Annotated in this window: 15 protein-coding genes; all 15 read left to right on the top strand. The window is 58.7% G+C overall.

The window, feature by feature from the left end; translation table 11 throughout:
• The first annotated feature begins 2 nt into the window (after window positions 1-2).
• The 15 genes from fdxH (at window position 3) to ghrB (ending at window position 17,432) form a co-directional block, all read left to right on the top strand.
• The gene (gene fdxH, locus OMR58_RS15575; protein WP_200545922.1) at window positions 3-887 is read left to right on the top strand and encodes a formate dehydrogenase subunit beta; all 885 of its coding nucleotides are present in this window, start codon (window positions 3-5) and stop codon (window positions 885-887) included.
• A complete protein-coding gene (gene fdoI / locus OMR58_RS15580; RefSeq protein ID WP_264546348.1) occupies window positions 884-1,534 on the top strand; it encodes a formate dehydrogenase cytochrome b556 subunit in 651 nt (216 codons plus the stop codon). Before fdxH ends, fdoI begins: the two co-directional genes overlap by 4 nt.
• Window positions 1,534-2,460, top strand: coding sequence for a formate dehydrogenase accessory protein FdhE (gene fdhE / locus OMR58_RS15585; RefSeq protein WP_200560698.1), 927 nt, complete (start codon window positions 1,534-1,536; stop codon window positions 2,458-2,460). Before fdoI ends, fdhE begins: the two co-directional genes overlap by 1 nt.
• Window positions 2,461-2,518: 58 nt before the next feature.
• Window positions 2,519-3,898 (top strand): L-seryl-tRNA(Sec) selenium transferase, encoded by a 1,380-nt coding sequence (selA, locus tag OMR58_RS15590; RefSeq protein WP_200560699.1) that lies wholly within the window; start codon window positions 2,519-2,521, stop codon window positions 3,896-3,898.
• Window positions 3,895-5,733, top strand: a complete 1,839-nt coding sequence (gene selB, locus OMR58_RS15595; RefSeq protein ID WP_264546349.1) for a selenocysteine-specific translation elongation factor — start codon at window positions 3,895-3,897, stop codon at window positions 5,731-5,733. Before selA ends, selB begins: the two co-directional genes overlap by 4 nt.
• 151 nt (window positions 5,734-5,884) lie before the next feature.
• Window positions 5,885-7,072, top strand: a complete 1,188-nt coding sequence (locus OMR58_RS15600) for a NapC/NirT family cytochrome c (RefSeq protein ID WP_264546350.1) — start codon at window positions 5,885-5,887, stop codon at window positions 7,070-7,072.
• Window positions 7,062-9,536, top strand: coding sequence for a trimethylamine-N-oxide reductase TorA (gene torA, locus OMR58_RS15605; RefSeq protein WP_264546351.1), 2,475 nt, complete (start codon window positions 7,062-7,064; stop codon window positions 9,534-9,536). Before OMR58_RS15600 ends, torA begins: the two co-directional genes overlap by 11 nt.
• 44 nt (window positions 9,537-9,580) lie before the next feature.
• Window positions 9,581-10,144 (top strand): DNA-3-methyladenine glycosylase I, encoded by a 564-nt coding sequence (locus tag OMR58_RS15610; RefSeq protein ID WP_200545928.1) that lies wholly within the window; start codon window positions 9,581-9,583, stop codon window positions 10,142-10,144.
• 110 nt (window positions 10,145-10,254) lie between these two features.
• Window positions 10,255-10,917 carry an OmpA family lipoprotein gene (locus OMR58_RS15615; protein WP_200560702.1) on the top strand — a complete coding sequence of 221 codons (663 nt, stop codon included), beginning with the start codon at window positions 10,255-10,257 and terminating at the stop codon, window positions 10,915-10,917.
• A 128-nt stretch (window positions 10,918-11,045) separates the two neighbouring features.
• The gene (locus tag OMR58_RS15620; protein WP_264546352.1) at window positions 11,046-12,032 is read left to right on the top strand and encodes a LacI family DNA-binding transcriptional regulator; all 987 of its coding nucleotides are present in this window, start codon (window positions 11,046-11,048) and stop codon (window positions 12,030-12,032) included.
• 59 nt (window positions 12,033-12,091) lie between these two features.
• The gene (locus OMR58_RS15625; protein WP_200560704.1) at window positions 12,092-13,120 is read left to right on the top strand and encodes a LacI family DNA-binding transcriptional regulator; all 1,029 of its coding nucleotides are present in this window, start codon (window positions 12,092-12,094) and stop codon (window positions 13,118-13,120) included.
• Between the two features lie 196 nt (window positions 13,121-13,316).
• Complete coding sequence (locus OMR58_RS15630; RefSeq protein WP_264546353.1) at window positions 13,317-14,066, top strand: sugar phosphate isomerase/epimerase family protein; 750 nt, start codon at window positions 13,317-13,319, stop codon at window positions 14,064-14,066.
• 3 nt (window positions 14,067-14,069) lie between these two features.
• Window positions 14,070-15,023 (top strand): sugar kinase, encoded by a 954-nt coding sequence (locus OMR58_RS15635; RefSeq protein ID WP_200560706.1) that lies wholly within the window; start codon window positions 14,070-14,072, stop codon window positions 15,021-15,023.
• Window positions 15,024-15,105: 82 nt separating this feature from the next.
• Entirely contained in the window at window positions 15,106-16,398 is a 1,293-nt protein-coding gene (locus OMR58_RS15640) for an MFS transporter (protein WP_200560707.1), read from the top strand.
• Window positions 16,399-16,451: 53 nt separating this feature from the next.
• On the top strand, window positions 16,452-17,432 hold the full coding sequence (gene ghrB / locus OMR58_RS15645; protein ID WP_264546354.1) for a glyoxylate/hydroxypyruvate reductase GhrB: 981 nt from the start codon (window positions 16,452-16,454) through the stop codon (window positions 17,430-17,432).
• Window positions 17,433-17,548: the final 116 nt, after the last annotated feature.

Consider the following 17,548-nt stretch of genomic DNA (forward strand, 5'->3'; position numbering starts at 1 on the left):
CGATGGCTTATCAATCTCAGGACATTGTCCGCCGCTCTGCCACCAACGACCTCACCCCCGCGCCGCGTGCGCGGGACCATCAGCAGGAAGTGGCCAAGCTGATCGACGTTACCACCTGTATCGGCTGCAAAGCCTGTCAGGTGGCCTGCTCCGAGTGGAACGATCTGCGTGATGAGGTGGGCAGCAACGTCGGGGTGTATGACAACCCTGCCGATTTGTCCGCGCAGTCATGGACGGTGATGCGTTTCGCGGAAGTGGAAGAGAATAACCGGCTGGAATGGCTGATCCGTAAGGACGGCTGCATGCACTGTGCCGATCCCGGCTGCCTGAAGGCCTGCCCGTCCGAGGGGGCGATTATTCAGTATGCCAACGGCATCGTCGATTTTCAGTCGGAGCAGTGCATTGGCTGTGGCTACTGCATTGCCGGCTGTCCGTTCAACGTGCCGCGCATCAACCCGAAGGACAACCGTGCCTACAAATGCACGCTTTGTGTCGACCGGGTTAACGTCGGGCAGGAGCCCGCCTGTGTGAAAACCTGCCCAACCGGCGCGATCCACTTTGGCAGCAAAGAAGATATGAAAACGCTGGCGGCCGAACGCGTGGGTGAGTTGCAGGGGCGCGGCTATCAGCACGCCGGGCTATACGACCCCGAAGGTGTGGGCGGTACGCACGTGATGTACGTGCTGCATCATGCCGACAGGCCGCAGCTTTATCACGGTTTGCCGCAGAACCCGGCGATCAGTCCGGCGGTGACTTTCTGGAAAGGCGTCTGGAAACCGCTGGCGGCGATTGGTTTTGCCGCCACCTTTGCCGCTTCGGTATTCCACTATGTCGGTATCGGACCTAACCGTGTTGAAGAAGATGATGATGAGGAGGAACAGCCATGAAAAAGCCGCAGCGAATTCAGCGCTACAGCGCCCCGGAGCGTATTAATCACTGGCTGGTGGCCTTCTGCTTTGTCCTGGCCGCGGTGAGCGGCCTGGGATTCTTCTTCCCGTCGTTTAACTGGTTGATGCAGATCATGGGCACGCCGCAGCTGGCGCGTATCCTGCATCCCTTTACCGGTGTGGTGATGTTTGTGGCTTTCCTGCTGATGTTCTTCCGTTACTGGCGGCACAATTTGCTGGAGCGAAACGACATCCTGTGGGCAAAAAACATCCATAAAATCGCCCAAAACGAAGAGGTGGGAGATACCGGGCGCTATAATTTTGGTCAGAAGTGCGTATTCTGGGCAGCGATCCTCAGTTTAGTGCTGCTGCTGTTAAGCGGCGTGGCGATCTGGCGTCCCTGGTTCGCCGGCTACTTCAGCATCCCGCTGATCCGGCTGGCGCTGGTGGTGCATTCTGTCTCAGCCGTTGTGCTGATCGTGGTGATTATGGTGCACGTTTATGCGGCACTGTGGGTGAAAGGGACGATAACCGCCATGGTCGAAGGCTGGGTTAGCGTAAGCTGGGCCAAACGGCATCATCCGCGCTGGTATCGCTCACTACGCGAGCAGCAAAACCCACCGCGACAACACGAAAAAGGTCCCTGATGACGATTAGAATTATTCCGCAGGACCGGCTGGAGAAGGAAAAAAGCAACGCGGCGGGGGGCATTCCGCCGTTACTTTTCCCTCAGCTGAAACACCTGTACAGTCGCCGGGCTGCCCGTTTGCGGCAGCTGGCGGAGAAGAATCCACTGGGCGACTATCTGCGCTTTGCGGCGGTTATTGCCGCCGCGCAGGAAATCGTCCTTTACGATCATCCGCTGCGGATGGATTTGCAGGCGCGGCTGGAAGAGAGTGCCCGCCTCGGCAAACCGCCGCTGGATATCGCCACGCTGCCGCGCGATGCCCACTGGCAGCAGATGCTGCATTCGCTGATTGCCGAACTGAAGCCGGAGATGAGCGGGCCTGCATTGTCGGTACTGGAGAATCTGGAAAAAGCCTCTGCCAGCGAGCTGGAGCAAATGGCCGGAGCGCTGCTGGCCCACGACTTCGCCCAGGTGAGCAGCGATAAAGCGCCGTTTATCTGGGCGGCGCTGTCGATCTACTGGGCGCAGATGGCGGCGTTGATCCCCGGTAAAGCCAGAGCTGAATCGGGCGAACAGCGCCAGTTTTGCCCGGTGTGTGCCAGCGTGCCAGTTGCCAGCGTAATCCATATGGGCAGCCACAAAGACGGCTTGCGCTACCTTCACTGCAACCTGTGTGAAAGCGAATGGCACGTGGTGCGGGCGAAGTGCAGCAACTGCGAGCAAACGCGAGACCTGCACTACTGGTCGCTGGATAGCGAAAACGCCGCGATTAAAACCGAAAGCTGCGGCGACTGCGGGACCTACCTGAAAATGCTGTACCAGGAAAAAGATCCGGCCGTTGAGCCGGTTGCCGACGATCTCGCTTCGCTGATCCTTGACGCGCGGATGGAGCAGGAGGGTTTTGCCCGCAGCAGCCTGAATCCGTTCCTGTTCCCTGGGGAGTAAGCCATGAAGACGGCAGGCAATTTTTTTCCGCTCCGCAGGGATGAGGTGACGACTAACCGTGAGTAATCTGTTCCATCAGCTTCCGTCCATAGACAGCCTGCTGCGCCAGTCCGCGATGCAGGCGCTTTCTGCGGAATGGGGCCACGTCAGGCTGGTCGCCATTCTGCGTGAGATGCAGCAAAGCGCACGTGAGCATATCCGGCAGCATCATCAGCTCCCTGCCTGGAGCCAGGACTGGGCGAGCCATGCCCGCAGTCTGCTGCATCAGCACAGCCGCAGCGGGTTGCGTCCGGTGCTGAACCTCAGCGGTACGGTTTTGCACACCAACCTTGGCCGCGCGCAGCTGGCTGAAACCGCCGTTGCCGCCGCAGCACGGGCGATGCGATCCCCCGTGACCCTCGAATATTCGCTGGATGATGCGGGGCGCGGCCACCGTGACCGGGCGCTGGCCGATTTGCTATGCCAGCTTACCGGGGCGGAGGACGCCTGCATCGTCAATAACAATGCGGCGGCGGTGCTGCTGATGCTGGCCGCGCTGGCACCGGGTAAACAGGTGATCGTCTCACGCGGTGAGCTGGTGGAAATCGGCGGTGCTTTCCGCATCCCGGATGTGATGACTCAGGCGGGCTGTACTCTGCGCGAAGTGGGCACCACCAACCGCACCCATCTGAAAGATTACCGCCAGGCGATTGAGGAAGACACCGCGCTGCTGATGAAGGTGCACACCAGCAATTATCAGATTCAGGGCTTTACCAGGGCCGTCAGTGAAGCGGAACTGATCGCGCTCGGGGAGGAATCTGACCTGCCGGTGGTGGTTGATTTGGGCAGCGGTTCGCTGATCGATCTTAGCCAGTATGGCTTACCCGAAGAACCGATGCCGCAGCGGCTGATTGCGGCGGGTGCCAGCCTGGTCAGCTTTTCCGGCGATAAGCTGCTGGGCGGGCCGCAGGCCGGGATTATCATCGGCAAAAAAGCGCTCATCGAACGCTTGCAGCAGCATCCGCTGAAGCGCGCGCTGCGGGTTGATAAAGTCACCCTCGCCGCGCTGGAAGCCACGCTCCAGCTGTATCGTCAGCCGGATAAGCTGGCGGAACAGCTGCCCACGCTCAGATTCCTGACCCGCACCCGGCAGGATATTCATGCCCAGGGGCTGCGGCTGCTGCCCGCTGTGGAAGCCGCCTGCGGGCAACAGTTCTGCGTGGCGCTGGCACCCTGCTCCTCGCAGATTGGCAGCGGCTCGCTGCCGATTGAGCGGCTGCCCGGTACGGCGCTGACTCTGACCTCTCGCGACGGCAGCGGCAGCACTCTGATGGCGCTCACCCGCAAACTGCGTGAGGGTGATGTGCCGGTGATCGGGCGCATTCACGACGGCTCTCTGTGGCTCGATCTGCGCACGCTGGAAGACGAAGAACTGTTTATCAGGATGATAAGTGCATGATTATTGCCACCGCCGGTCACGTTGACCACGGTAAAACCTCGCTGCTACAGGCGCTGACCGGCGTGAATGCCGACAGACTGCCGGAAGAAAAATCGCGCGGTATGACCATCGATCTTGGCTATGTCTACTGGCCGCAGCCGGATGGCGCGATCGTTGGTTTTATTGACGTTCCCGGCCATGAAAAATTTCTCAGCAATATGCTCAGCGGCATTGGCGGCATCGATCATGCCCTGCTGGTGGTCGCAGCCGATGACGGTGTGATGCCGCAAACCCGTGAACATCTGGCGATCCTTCAGCTTGGCGGGCGGCCACCGTTGACCGTGGCCATCACCAAAAGCGACAGCGTGGAACCCGAGCGGCTGGCTGACGTAGCGCAGCAGATCGATGCCCTCACTCAGCAGATGGGCTGGCAGCAGGTTGCTCAGTTTCCTACCAGCACCCTGAATGGCGCAGGGATAGCGGCACTGGCGGATCATCTGCGCCAGCTGCCGGTCGGGAAGTCCCGTCGCGAGGGGCCGTTTCGTCTCGCTATCGATCGGGTGTTTAACGTCAAAGGGGCCGGGCTGGTAGTGACCGGCACCGCGCTGTCTGGCGAGATCGGCGTGGGCGATACGCTGTGGCTGAGCGGCGTGAATCAGGCAGTCCGCGTTCGCGGTTTGCACGTGCAGAATCAGCCGAGCCAGAGTGCGCACGGCGGGCAGCGGGTGGCGCTGAATATTACCGGCAGCGTGGAAAAATCAGCGATTGCGCGCGGCGACTGGCTGCTGTCTGCACTGCCGGAAACGCCCTGCGAGCGGGTTATCGTCACACTGGAACAGCACCAGCCGCTGCGGCAGGGCCAGTCGTTGCATCTTCATCACGGTGCCCGCCATATCACCGGGCGGCTGTCGCTGCTGGCGGATAATCTGGCCGAGCTGCTGCTCGACGCACCGCTGTGGCTGGCCGATAACGATCGCCTGATCCTGCGTGATATCGGCGCGAAACACACGCTTGCAGCGGCGCGGGTGCTGCTGCTGGCGTCACCGAAACGCGGCAAGCGCCAGCCCGGGTTTCTTGCCTGGCTGCACCAGTTAGAGCAGGCGCGGGAGGATGCTGAGATCATCGCTCTGTATTTGCAGCAGCGCCCACGGCCAATGTCGGAACTGAGCTGGGCGCGTCAGCTGCATGAAGAAGCGCTGGTTAATCTGGACTACCGCCTGCGTCCGGAGATTATCGCCGGGTATATGATATTGCCGCAGATGATTCAGGACTGGCAGCAGCGGCTGCTTGACGAGATGGCGCACTATCACCGCAGCAATGGCGATCGTCCAGGCCTGGGGCGCGATCGTCTGCGGCGCATGGCGTTGTCCGACCGGCCTTCTGCGCTGGCAGGCAGTTTGATCGATGGGCTGATCGGCAGCGGCAGGCTGGTGAATAGCCGGGGCTGGCTGCATCTGCCCGACTTTGCCATTCGCTTCGAGCCGCAGGAAGCCGCGCTCTGGCAGCGGGCTGAACCACTGTTTGCCGATAGCGCCCGATGGGTGCGGGACCTGGCCCTGGCGCTGACCTGCCCGGAGGATGTGATGCGGCAGGCATTGCGCAAAGCGGCACAAAGCGGGCTGATCGTCGCCGTCGTGAAGGATCGTTATTACAGCCACAGCCAGATAACCCGTTTTGCCGACATTATTCGCCAGCGTGATGCTGAAGGACTGGGCAGCAGCGCCGCAGATTTTCGCGATCGCCTGGGCGTTGGCCGCAAGCTGGCGATACAGATTCTGGAATTTTTCGACCGTAGTGGTTTTACCCGCCGTAAAGGTAATGAACATCTGCTGCGTGATGGCGGAATGTTTCTGTAAATCGTACTTCACCGATTTTATATGCCGCTGCCGTAACGTCCCCCTGAGTTGATTGACCACAAAAAAACCATTCGCAAGCTGTGGGATAAAAGTAAGTGCGCTTACTTTTCAGTGCTCTGCACTGAGCCAATCAGTACTAACAGGGGAAGTTATGAATTATTTCAGGAAAGAGGGGCGGCTGAAGCGACTGTGCGGCTGGCGTGCGCTGTTGCTGATGCTGCTGGGCCTGGCCATCGGCCTGCTGCTGGTCGCCGGTGGTGTCACCGTGATGCATAAAACCAGCGATACGGCCTTCTGCGTTTCTTGCCACAGCATGGAAAGACCGCTGGCTGAGTATCAGGGCAGCGTTCATTTCGAAAACCACGCCGGTATCCGCGCCGAGTGTGCCGACTGCCATATCCCCACGGCTCCTGTTCCCTATTTGTTGACCAAGATCGCCGCAGTTAAGGACGTTTATGGCGAAATTACCGGAAAGATAGATACCGAAGAGAAGTACAACGCCCATAAACTGGCGATGGCGGAATCGGTTTGGAAGACCATGAAGGCCAACGACTCAGCCACCTGCCGCAGCTGCCACAGCTTTGAAGCGATGGATATTCTTGCGCAGCGGCCTGAAGCCCGTAAGGCGCATCCGGTAGCGATAAAAGAGAATCAGACCTGTATTGACTGCCACCGTGGTGTGGCACATATCCTGCCGGACATGACCTCAAGTAACGCGGCCGGTGCCAGCCAGCTTGCGGCCCTGGCGACCGACGTCAAACCGGCGGACAGCCCGCTTTACAGCATTAAAACGCAGTCTTTTGTACTGGAGCCTGGCATCACCAGCTCAGCCGGTACGCTGTTCCCGTCTGCACCCGTGATCCCGTTACGTCATCAGGGTTTGCTGACTGAAGCGCGCCTGGAAGGCTGGCAGCAGGACGGTGTAACCGGGGTGATCTATGGCGCTCCCGGCCGGCGAATTATTCGTGCGGTGCTGGATGAAAATAGTCAGCAGCAGTTGAAAACGCTGGGATCGCAAACCGACAGCCAGACCGATACGCAGTGGCATCATGTTGCTCTGACCGCCTGGTTCCCCTCCAAGGCGCTGATCGCCAACCAGCAAAAGATCTGGCAGTACGCCAGCGACTTGATGTCCGCTAACTGTACCGGCTGTCACGGCCTGACCGCACTGGATCACTTCACCGCAAATCAGTGGATTGGCGTGATGAAAGGTATGGCCTCGCGTACCGCGCTGAACGAGGAGCAGCTGCGCATTTTGACGCTGTACGCGCAAAACCACGCCAGCGATATGCCACCTGCCGGACAGCCCTCTGAACAAGGAAGCTCTCGTGAAAAATAATGTACTCTCCGGCCTGTCGCGCCGTCGTTTTCTGCAACTGGGCAGCACGCTGCTGGCCGCCAGCTCGTTAGATCTGCTGTTTTCTCCTTCCGCCGTGGCCCGGGCGGTAAGCCAGGCGATGCCGCTGTTTGCCGCGCTGCGCCCGGCGAAGAAAGGCATTCTGACCTCCGCTCACTGGGGGGCTTTTGAAGCCATTGTTGAGCAGGGAAAAATGGTGGGTGTGCAGCCGGTTCAGGACGATCCGGCACCCAATGAACTGATTGAGATGGCGCCGTGGCAGGTGCACGCCGCCAATCGGATTACCTCACCGGTCGTGCGTAAGAGCTGGCTGGAAAATGGCCCCGGCAGTCGCAACGATCTGCGCGGGCGCGATGAATGGGTGAAGGTCAGCTGGGAAAAAGCCATCCAGCTGGTTAGCGATGAAATCCGTCGATTGCAGTCGGCCTATGGCCCTTCCTCGATTTATGCCGGGTCCTGCGGCTGGAAAAGTACCGGCATGCTGCATAACTGCCGGGCGCTGCTGCATCGCCTAATGAATCTGAGCGGCGGCTTTCTGAGCTACAGCGGCGACTACTCTACCGGTGCTGCGCAGGTGATCATGTCCCACGTTGTCGGTTCGACCGAGGTATACGATCAGCAAACCACCTGGCCCAACGTGATTGATAACAGCGAACTGGTGGTGCTGTGGGGATGTAACCCCTACACCACGCTGAAAAACAGCTGGAACGTGCCGGATCACGTCGGGCTTGAAGGCTTTGCCGCACTGTCGAAAAAAGGCACGCGGATTATCGCCATCGACCCAATCAACAACCCCGGTTCAAAACAGCTGAACGCGGAGTGGATCGCGCCGCACGCCTACACCGATGCGGCGATGCTGCTGGGTATTGCGCATACTCTGCTGAGTGAAAAACTGCATGATGAAGCCTTCCTGCAGCGCTATACCACCGGCTTTGCTCCGTTCCGCGAAAGCCTGCTTGGCGAGCATGACGGCGTGGCGAAAACGGCGGAATGGGCCAGTGCGATTTGCGGCGTTGAAGCGGAAACGCTGCGCCAGCTGGCGCGCGATATGGCGAAGAAGCGGACGATGATTATGGCGGGCTGGGGCATCCAGCGGCAGCATCACGGTGAACAGCCGCACTGGCTGCTGGTGACCGTGGCTGCCATGCTTGGCCAGATTGGCCTGCCGGGCGGTGGTTTTGGCTTTAGCTATCACTACTCTTCCGGCGGTAGCCCGTCGGCGAAAGGCGGTATTCTGTCCGGCATCAGCGCCGGAGAAGCGCCACAAAACTCACCCGTTCCGGTTCCGGTGGCCAGAATGGCCGACTGCCTGGCCAATCCGGGAAAAACCATTGATTACAACGGCCGCCAGGTCACCTATCCCGACGTTAAAATGGTCTACGTCGCCGGCGGTAACCCGCTGGTACACCAGCAGGATACCAATAATCTGCGGCAGGTCATGCAGCATCCTGAAACCATCATCGTGCATGAACCCTGGTGGACGTCCACGGCAAAATTCGCCGACATCGTCCTGCCGTGCACCACCAGCTATGAGCGCAACGATATGGATATGGGCGGCGACTATTCCCAGCGCTATGTTTTCCCGATGCACCAGTGCGTGCCGCCGCAGCACGAGTCGCGTAACGACTTCGATATTTTCCGCGATATTGCCGCGCGGCTTGGCGTTGAGCAGGCGTTTACCGAAGGGCGCGATGAAATGCTGTGGCTGAAAACGATGTACGACAATATGAAGACCCAGGCCCGTAATGCGGGCGTGCCGCTGCCGCCGTTCGATCAATTCTGGCAGTCGAACAATTACATCCGCTTCCCTGTCCCGGAAGAGAATAAAAACTGGATACGCTTTGCCGATTTCCGTTCCGATCCACTGCTCAACCCGCTGGGTACGCCGAGCGGACGTATCGAAATTTTCTCCCGCAGCGTGGCAAAAATGGGTTACGACGACTGCCCGGGGCTGCCGGGCTGGTTCCCACCGCACGAATGGCGCGGCAGCGACGTTGCGCAGCGCTATCCGCTGTCGTTGAACTCCTCGCACCCGGCGCACCGCCTGCATTCGCAGCTGGATAATACGCCTCTGAGAGACAAATATGCGGTCAGCAATCGGGAGGCGATTCTGATCAATACCCAGGATGCTGCGGCCCGGAAAATCCAGTCCGGGGACCTGGTGCGCGCGTACAACGACCGTGGGCAGATCCTGGTGGGAGCGCTGGTGAGTGATGATATCCGACCCGGCGTGGTTCGGGTGTGTGAAGGGGCCTGGTACGACCCGGCAGATTTGTCAGAGCCTAAAACCCTGTGCAAAAACGGCAGCGTTAACTGCCTGACCTTTGATATCGGCTCCTCCCGGTTAGCGCAGGCTAACTGCGGCCATATGGCCCAGCTGGAGGTGGAAAAATATTGCGGCGAGGAGCAGAAAAACACCGCACATTCGGTGCCTTTTGGCGCTTAAACGGTTAAATTCAGTACCCAACCCGTTAATAAGGAATGTTATCTATGCAACGCTGTGGCTGGGTATCTGAAGATCCGCTATATATCGCCTATCACGACCGCGAGTGGGGCGTTCCCCATCATGACGCCCGTTCGCTGTTTGAAATGATTTGTCTGGAAGGCCAGGTTGCCGGGCTGTCCTGGCTGACCGTGCTGAAGAAAAGAGAAAACTATCGCCAGCATTTTCATCACTTTGACGTTCAGGCCGTTGCCCGGATGGATGAAGACGATATTGAACGACTGATGCAGGAGAGCGGCATTATCCGCCACCGGGGAAAGATTAACGCAATTATCGCCAACGCCCGTGCGCTGCTGGCGATGGAAGCCGCCGGTGAATCGTTCAGAGACTTCGTCTGGAGTTTCGTTGATAACGAACAGCAAATCACCCGCTTCGGCCACTACCGTGAGGCACCGACCACCAATGCGGCTTCCGATGCACTCTCTAAAGCGCTGAAAAAGCGCGGATTTAAGTTTGTCGGCTCCACGACCTGCTACTCATTTATGCAGGCCTGCGGATTAATCAGCGAACACACGACCGACTGTTTTTGCCACCCGGATAACATTAAATAGCTTTCTCTTACACTTTGAGAATTCGCCTGAGTATTTTCCTCACAATTGAGCGCCATAATTGGCGCTTACAGGCGACGTTGCCTGCGGTGAACGAAATGAAAGGAATACTCATGAAAAAAAGCGCTATCACTCTTTCCCTGATATTGAGCGGCACGCTTGCGCTGGCCGGTTGTACCACTAACCCTTACACCGGTGAGCGTGAAGCAGGGAAGTCCGGTATTGGTGCGGGTATCGGTGCCGCGGTAGGCGCCGGGGTGGGTATGCTTTCTTCTTCGAAGAAAGATCGCGGCAAAGGCGCACTGATTGGTGCAGCCGCCGGTGCCGCTCTCGGCGGCGGCGCGGGTTATTACATGGACGTGCAGGAAGCGAAGCTGCGCGACAAAATGAAAGGTACCGGAGTCAGCGTGACCCGCAACGGCGACAATATCGTGCTGAATATGCCGAGCAACGTCACCTTTGACAGCAGCAGCAGCACGCTGAAACCTGCCGGAGCCAACACGCTGACCGGCGTGGCGATGGTACTAAAAGAGTACCCGAAAACCGCCGTAAACATTATCGGCTATACCGACAGCACCGGCAGCCGCCAGCTGAATATGTCTCTGTCGCAGCAGCGTGCGGACAGCGTCGGCAGCTCGCTGATTACTCAAGGTGTTGAAGCAAACCGCGTGCGCACCAGCGGAATGGGGCCGGATAATCCGGTGGCTTCAAACGCCACTGCCGAAGGGAAAGCTCAGAACCGCCGTGTAGAAATCACTCTCAGCCCGCTGCAGTAATCCCCCAGGCCCCGGCACACAACGTGCCGGGGCCGTTATTCTCTTTTTTGGGAATAATCATTCAGGACCATAGTGACCATTAGCAGTTTGTGCTACCCTGCGCAAAAACTGATCAGTATTCACACATCATGTCACTGAAAGATATTGCCTCCGCGCTGGGGCTCTCTGTTACCACCATCAGCCGCGCGCTCAACGGCTATGACGATGTGGCTGAGGAAACGCGCCTGCGCATTCAGCAGGAAGCCCAACGGCGAGGATACCGCCCTAACCCGGTCGCCCGCAGCCTGAAAACCGGAAAAACCAACGCCCTGGGTTTGCTCTTTCCCTCTTCACCTCTTCCTTTTAACGGCACCAGTTTTGTCGATGTGATCGGCGCTATCGCCCAGGCGCTGGCCGAGCGTGAAGTGGATCTGCTGATCTTTGCCGACACGCCTGAAAACGACCACCGCTCTCTGCAGCGGATGCTGCGCTCGCGCTACGTCAGCGGCCTGATTGTGGCGCATACCGTACGGCACGACAGTCGGCTGGCCAAACTCCAGCAGCTGAATTTTCCGTTTCTGGCGCTGGGCCGCAGCGAGCTGAAAGAACCTTATGCCTGGTTCGATTTTGATCATCATACCGGGCCGCGCCTGGCCGTTGACCACTACGTTGCGCAGGGTCTGCACCGTATCGCCTGGCTTGGCAGCCACCTCGATCAGGCCTTTGTCAGCCAGCGGCGAGAAGGTTATCTGAGTGCGATGCAGCGGCACGGCTTCGACAGCGACCTCTGCTGGCAGGCAGAGCCCAGTCGCCTTGAGGGCTACCGCACAACCCGGCAGCTGCTTGCTTTGCCACAGCCTCCGCAGGCGCTGATTGCCGATTCCAGCTCGCTGGGTGAAGGCGCTGCAATCGCTTTGCGTGAGATGGGCCGCCTGAGCGGTCCTGAACGTATCGAGTTGATGATCTACAACGGTTTGCCCACAGATTCGGTGATCGATGTGCCCGTTGCCAGCATTGCTCAGGCCACCTGGCCTGCTATCGGGCAGCAGGTGGCAGAGATGGCGCTGCGGCTGATGGCGGGAGGGCCGGTGTCTTCGTTGCAGGAACTGTGGCAGCCGGAGCTGAAAATACCCTGATGCTGCCGCCGGCGGGCAGTTATGGTAGTCTCACGCTATTCACATCATCAGGGACAGCCATGAATAACAAGGCCGCTAAAGCTACCATCAGCGACGTCGCCAAAGAGGCGCGTACCGGAAAAACCAGCGTTTCGCGCTACCTGAACGGTGAATTCAGCGCGCTTTCTGACGATCTGAAGCAGCGCATTGAGGCCGCTATCAGCACGCTTAACTATCGCCCCAGCCAGATGGCGCGCGGCCTGAAGCGTGGGCGTACCCGACTGATTGGCCTGATTATCGCGGATATCACTAACCCCTATTCCGTGGATGTGCTGAGCGGCATTGAGTCCGCCTGCCGCAGCCACGGCTTCACGCTGCTGATGTGTAACACCAATAACGAAGTCGATCTTGAGCAGTACTACCTTAATCTGCTGAACAGCTACCAGGTGGAAGGCATTGTCGTCAACGCGGTGGGCATGCGCGAAGAGGCGCTGAATCAGCTGCAAAAATCGCTGCTGCCGATGGTACTGATCGACCGAAAAATACCGGATTTCGCCTGCGATGTCGTCGGGCTGGATAACCACGCGGCGGCACTGCAGGCCACTGAACATCTGCTGTCGCAGGGTTATCGTGCGCTGCTGTTTATCAGCGAGCCGCTTGGTCTGGTTAACACCCGTCTGGAGCGTATTCACGCGTTCCATGAACGCATGGCGCAGCAGCCCGATCTGATTGCCGAACACGCCGAAGTGAAACTGGATGATGAAACCCGTATGCAGCAGGTGCTGAGTGAGTTCTATCAGCGTCACCAGGGAGCGCCCTGCGCGGTGATGGCCGTTAACGGCGCGTTGACGCTACAGGTTGCCCGCGCCCTGCGTCGGCTGAATCTGAACTGGGGCGAACAGCTGGGCCTGCTGGGCTTCGACGAGCTGGAGTGGGCTGAGCTGGCGGGCGTTGGCATCACTACCCTGAAGCAGCCGACCTGGCAGATTGGCTATGCTGCGCTGGAGCAGGTGATCAGCCGCATTGAGGGCGGAGATCAGCCGCTGCAAGAACAGGTATTTTCCGGGGAACTGGTGGTGCGGGGCTCAACGCAGCCGATTGTCCGCTAAGCACATGTCCTCGTAATAACCCGGGGCCGATCGTGCCCCTGCAAGACTTCTCATCCCACCCTGGCGTTCCTCTATTTCACGCAGAAAAGCGTTCACTCCGTGAGCGCCGTCATAAAATGCCGCTTTGGTACTTTTCTTTGGAACCGGTTCCATTTACCGTTTTTCCATCAAATCGGGTGAATTAACCGGAGAAATCATGAAAAGAGAAGTCATCGTTGTCACCGCGGCCTACGGCAATAAACAGGTGCGTGAGCTGGGGGGACAGCAGGCGCTGCTGCCGATTATTGCTGCCGCAGGTGCCGACGGCGTGGAGATCCGCCGCGAACTGCTGGATGAACAGGAACTGGGCCAGCTTTCTGCGCTGGGCGCGGACATTGCTTCTAAAAAACTGATCGCTTTTTACTCGGTGCCGGAAGCGCTGTTTACCGAAGATGGCTCGCTCAACCCGCATCTGGACCAGCATTTTGTGGAAGCGGAACAGCTGAATGCCCAGCTGATTAAATATTCGCTGGGCAACTATCATCACGATTTCGACAGCAGCGAACTCCGCAGCAAGCTTGCCGGTAAGAAAGTGCATCTGGTGGTGGAAAACGACCAGACCGAATACGGCCGTTTTGCCGCCCTCGATGGCTTTTTCCACGCCTGCGGCGAAAGCCGCATCTGCAACGGCATGACCTTTGATACCGGCAACTGGCTGTGGGTCGGCGACCAGCCGCTTCCGGCGGCGGAAAGCCTGAGCCGCTACGTCAGCTATATCCACGTTAAAGCGGCGGTGCCGCACGGCGAAAGCTGGCGCGCTATCCCGCTGGATGAAGCCGATAACCTGTGGCGCGAGACGCTCGCCCTGCTGCCATCTGACGTGCCGCGCGCTATTGAATTCCCACTGGAAGGCCCGGACCTGGTGGCGGTGACCCGTCACTATGTTGACCTGCTGCGCGAGGCATAAATCATGACGACCCATATCAACGGCACGCTGGATGTCGTCACGATTGGTGAAGCCATGGCGATGTTTGTCGCGGCAGAAAACGGCGACCTGGCTTCGGTTGAGAAATTTACCAAACGCATCGCCGGTGCCGAACTGAACGTGGCAATCGGTCTGGCGCGCCTGGGCCTGAAAGTGGGCTGGGTCAGCCGCGTCGGCGATGACTCATTTGGCCGCTTTACCTGCCAGCAGCTGGATCGTGAAGGCGTCGATCGCCAGCAGGTGACGCTGGACGCGCGCTTCCCTACCGGTTTTCAGCTGAAGTCGAAGGTGGACGATGGCTCCGATCCGCTGGTGGAGTATTTCCGCAAAGGCTCGGCCGCCAGCCATCTCTCCTGCGACGACTTTAACCGCGACTACTTCGGTGCCGCACGCCACCTGCACCTGAGCGGCGTGGCCGCTGCGCTTTCTGACAGCTCGCTGGCGCTGTCGAAACATGCCGCGAAGGAGATGAAGACGATGGGGAAAACCCTTTCCTTTGACCCCAATCTGCGCCCGGTGCTGTGGTCCAGCGAACGGGAAATGGTGACCCGGCTGAACGAACTGGCGTCTTATGCCGACTGGGTTCTGCCTGGCATCAAAGAAGGCAAAATCCTCACCGGCTATGACCAGCCGGAAGCGATTGCCGACTTCTATCTGGCGATGGGCGTAAAAGCCGTGATTATCAAAACCGGCTGTGAAGGCGCGTGGTTTAAAACCGCCGACGGCGTGAAAGATCGGGTCCCGGCGGTTATGACCACCAACGTAGTGGATACCGTCGGTGCCGGAGATGGCTTTGCGGTAGGGACGATCAGCGCCCTGCTGGAAGGAAAATCGCTGCCTGCGGCCATCCGCCGCGGCAATAAAATCGGTTCCCTGGCGATCCAGGCAATCGGTGACAGCGAAGGACTGCCAACCCGGGCGGCACTGGGCGATTTTTAACCCTGACGGCCGGCCGGAAACATAACATCACCACATCGTTCCCCTACAGAACAGAATGTGGCCCCTCAACAGAGGAAACACCATGAACGAGCAGACGAAGCAGACAATCGCGCCAAAACGCTGGTGGTACATCATGCCCATCGTGTTTATCACCTACAGCCTGGCGTATCTGGACAGGGCGAACTTCAGCTTCGCCTCCGCCGCAGGGATTAATGAGGATCTCGGCATCACCAAGGGGATTTCTTCCCTGCTTGGTGCGCTGTTTTTCCTTGGCTACTTCTTTTTCCAGATCCCCGGCGCGATCTATGCCGAACGCCGCAGCGTAAAAAAACTGGTGTTCTGGTGCCTGGTGCTGTGGGGCGGCTGTGCCTCGCTGACCGGAATGGTGAGCAATATTCCGATGCTGGCGGTGATTCGCTTTACGCTCGGCGTGGTGGAGGCGGCGGTGATGCCCGCGATGCTGATTTATATCAGCAACTGGTTCACTAAGTCCGAACGTTCACGCGCCAATACCTTCCTGATCCTCGGTAATCCGGTGACCGTGCTGTGGATGTCGGTGGTGTCCGGCTACCTGATCAACGCCTTCGGCTGGCGTGAAATGTTTATTATTGAAGGCTTCCCGGCGGTGATCTGGGCCGTGGCCTGGTGGTTCCTGGTGCAGGATAAACCGTCGCAGGCGAAGTGGCTGAGCGATGCCGAAAAAGCCGCATTGCAGGCGCAGCTGCAGAAAGAGCAGGAAAATCTGAAGGCGGTGCGTAACTACTCTGAGGCCTTTAAGTCGCGTAACGTTATCCTGCTGTGTGCGCAGTATTTTGCCTGGAGCATCGGTGTGTACGGTTTTGTGCTCTGGCTGCCGTCCATTCTGCGTAACGGCACGCAGATGGGCATCGTTGAGGCCGGATGGCTGTCGGCGGTGCCGTATCTGGCAGCGACCATCGCGATGATCGTCGTTTCCTGGGCCTCTGATAAGTTACAAAACCGCAAATTGTTTGTCTGGCCGTTACTGTTGATTGGTGCATTAGCCTTTTTAGGCTCATATTTGGTGGGTTCCGACAATTTCTGGCTGTCCTATGCCCTGCTGGTGATTGCCGGTGCGTCGATGTATGCACCGTACGGTCCCTTTTTCGCCATCATCCCGGAAATGCTGCCGCGCAACGTTGCCGGGGGCGCGATGGCGCTGATTAACTCGATGGGAGCGCTGGGTTCATTCCTCGGCTCCTGGGTGGTGGGATACCTCAACGGTGCCACCGGCAGTCCATCTGCATCCTATATCTTTATGGGGAGCGCATTACTGGTGGCCGTGTGGCTGACGCTGATCGTCAAGCCGTCGCAGGACCGGCAGGATCCGCTGCCCCATGATGCAAAACATGCTTAACTTAAAACGGGTCAATGCTGGCCCGTTTCACTGTACTGAACAGGGAGAACCGTATGAAACCGTCTGTGGTGTTGTATAAGTCGTTACCTGAAGATCTGCGAGCGCGGCTGGATGCGCATTTCAACGTGACCGAAATTAACGGCTTAACCCCAGAAAATATCGCTGCTCACGCCGAAGCTTTCCGTCAGGCGGAAGGCATCCTTGGCTCCGGCGGCAAAGTTGATGCTGAATTTCTGCAGCAGGCACCTAAGCTGCGTGCGGCCTCCACGATTTCCGTGGGCTATGACACCTTCGATGTGGCGGCGCTGAACGATAAAGGCATCGTACTGATGCATACCCCGACCGTGCTGACTGAAACCGTCGCGGATACCATGATGGCGCTGGTGCTGAGCAGCGCCCGCCGGGTGGTGGAACTGGCCGAGCGGGTGAAGGCCGGGGAGTGGCAGAAAAACATTGGCCCTGACTGGTTCGGCATTGACGTGCACCATAAGAAGCTGGGCATTCTGGGTATGGGGCGTATTGGCCTGGCGCTGGCGCAGCGTGCTCACCTTGGCTTCAGCATGCCGATTCTCTACAACGCGCGTAAGCATCATCAGGAAGCGGAAGATCGTTTTGATGCGCAGTACTGCGATCTGGATACGCTGCTGGCAGAGTCCGATTTCCTCTGCATCAGCCTGCCGCTGACCGCCGAAACCCATCATCTGATTGGCCGCGAGCAGCTGGCGAAAATGAAGCCGAGCGCGATTCTGATTAATGCGGGTCGCGGGCCGGTGGTAGATGAGCAGGCGCTGGTTGATGCGCTGAAGGACGGGACTATTTTTGCTGCCGGTCTGGATGTGTTTGAGCAGGAGCCGCTGCCGGTGAATTCCGAGCTGCTGAAGCTGCGTAACGTGGTGCCGCTGCCGCATATCGGTTCCGCGACGCACGAGACGCGTTACGGGATGGCGCGCGATGCGGTGGATAATTTGATTGCCGCGTTGACCGGGAAGGTCGAGAAGAACTGCGTGAATCCGCAGGTATTGAAGCAGGGTTGATTGCCTGAAGGCTTCGGTGTTGCTTGTGGATTCAGGTTGCTGCACGCTCTGCGCCCGGGCTTATCGGGGCTGGTCGGAACGCGGACCCGCTGTCACGTCCATGTCCGCTCGGCCTC

The sequence above is a fragment of the Erwinia sp. INIA01 genome (genome assembly GCF_025947915.1).
In the GTDB taxonomy this organism is placed as follows: domain Bacteria; phylum Pseudomonadota; class Gammaproteobacteria; order Enterobacterales; family Enterobacteriaceae; genus Erwinia; species Erwinia coffeiphila.

What these genes read in the sequence shown, in the direction of transcription:
- OMR58_RS15630 (WP_264546353.1), top strand. Translation starts at nt 13,317, where the DNA reads ATGAAAAGAGAAGTCATCGTTGTCACCGCGGCCTACGGCAATAAACAG.
- OMR58_RS15615 (WP_200560702.1), top strand. Translation starts at nt 10,255, where the DNA reads ATGAAAAAAAGCGCTATCACTCTTTCCCTGATATTGAGCGGCACGCTT.
- OMR58_RS15620 (WP_264546352.1), top strand. Translation starts at nt 11,046, where the DNA reads ATGTCACTGAAAGATATTGCCTCCGCGCTGGGGCTCTCTGTTACCACC.
- OMR58_RS15635 (WP_200560706.1), top strand. Translation starts at nt 14,070, where the DNA reads ATGACGACCCATATCAACGGCACGCTGGATGTCGTCACGATTGGTGAA.
- OMR58_RS15625 (WP_200560704.1), top strand. Translation starts at nt 12,092, where the DNA reads ATGAATAACAAGGCCGCTAAAGCTACCATCAGCGACGTCGCCAAAGAG.
- OMR58_RS15640 (WP_200560707.1), top strand. Translation starts at nt 15,106, where the DNA reads ATGAACGAGCAGACGAAGCAGACAATCGCGCCAAAACGCTGGTGGTAC.
- fdxH (WP_200545922.1), top strand. Translation starts at nt 3, where the DNA reads ATGGCTTATCAATCTCAGGACATTGTCCGCCGCTCTGCCACCAACGAC.
- OMR58_RS15600 (WP_264546350.1), top strand. Translation starts at nt 5,885, where the DNA reads ATGAATTATTTCAGGAAAGAGGGGCGGCTGAAGCGACTGTGCGGCTGG.
- fdoI (WP_264546348.1), top strand. Translation starts at nt 884, where the DNA reads ATGAAAAAGCCGCAGCGAATTCAGCGCTACAGCGCCCCGGAGCGTATT.
- ghrB (WP_264546354.1), top strand. Translation starts at nt 16,452, where the DNA reads ATGAAACCGTCTGTGGTGTTGTATAAGTCGTTACCTGAAGATCTGCGA.
- OMR58_RS15610 (WP_200545928.1), top strand. Translation starts at nt 9,581, where the DNA reads ATGCAACGCTGTGGCTGGGTATCTGAAGATCCGCTATATATCGCCTAT.
- selB (WP_264546349.1), top strand. Translation starts at nt 3,895, where the DNA reads ATGATTATTGCCACCGCCGGTCACGTTGACCACGGTAAAACCTCGCTG.
- fdhE (WP_200560698.1), top strand. Translation starts at nt 1,534, where the DNA reads ATGACGATTAGAATTATTCCGCAGGACCGGCTGGAGAAGGAAAAAAGC.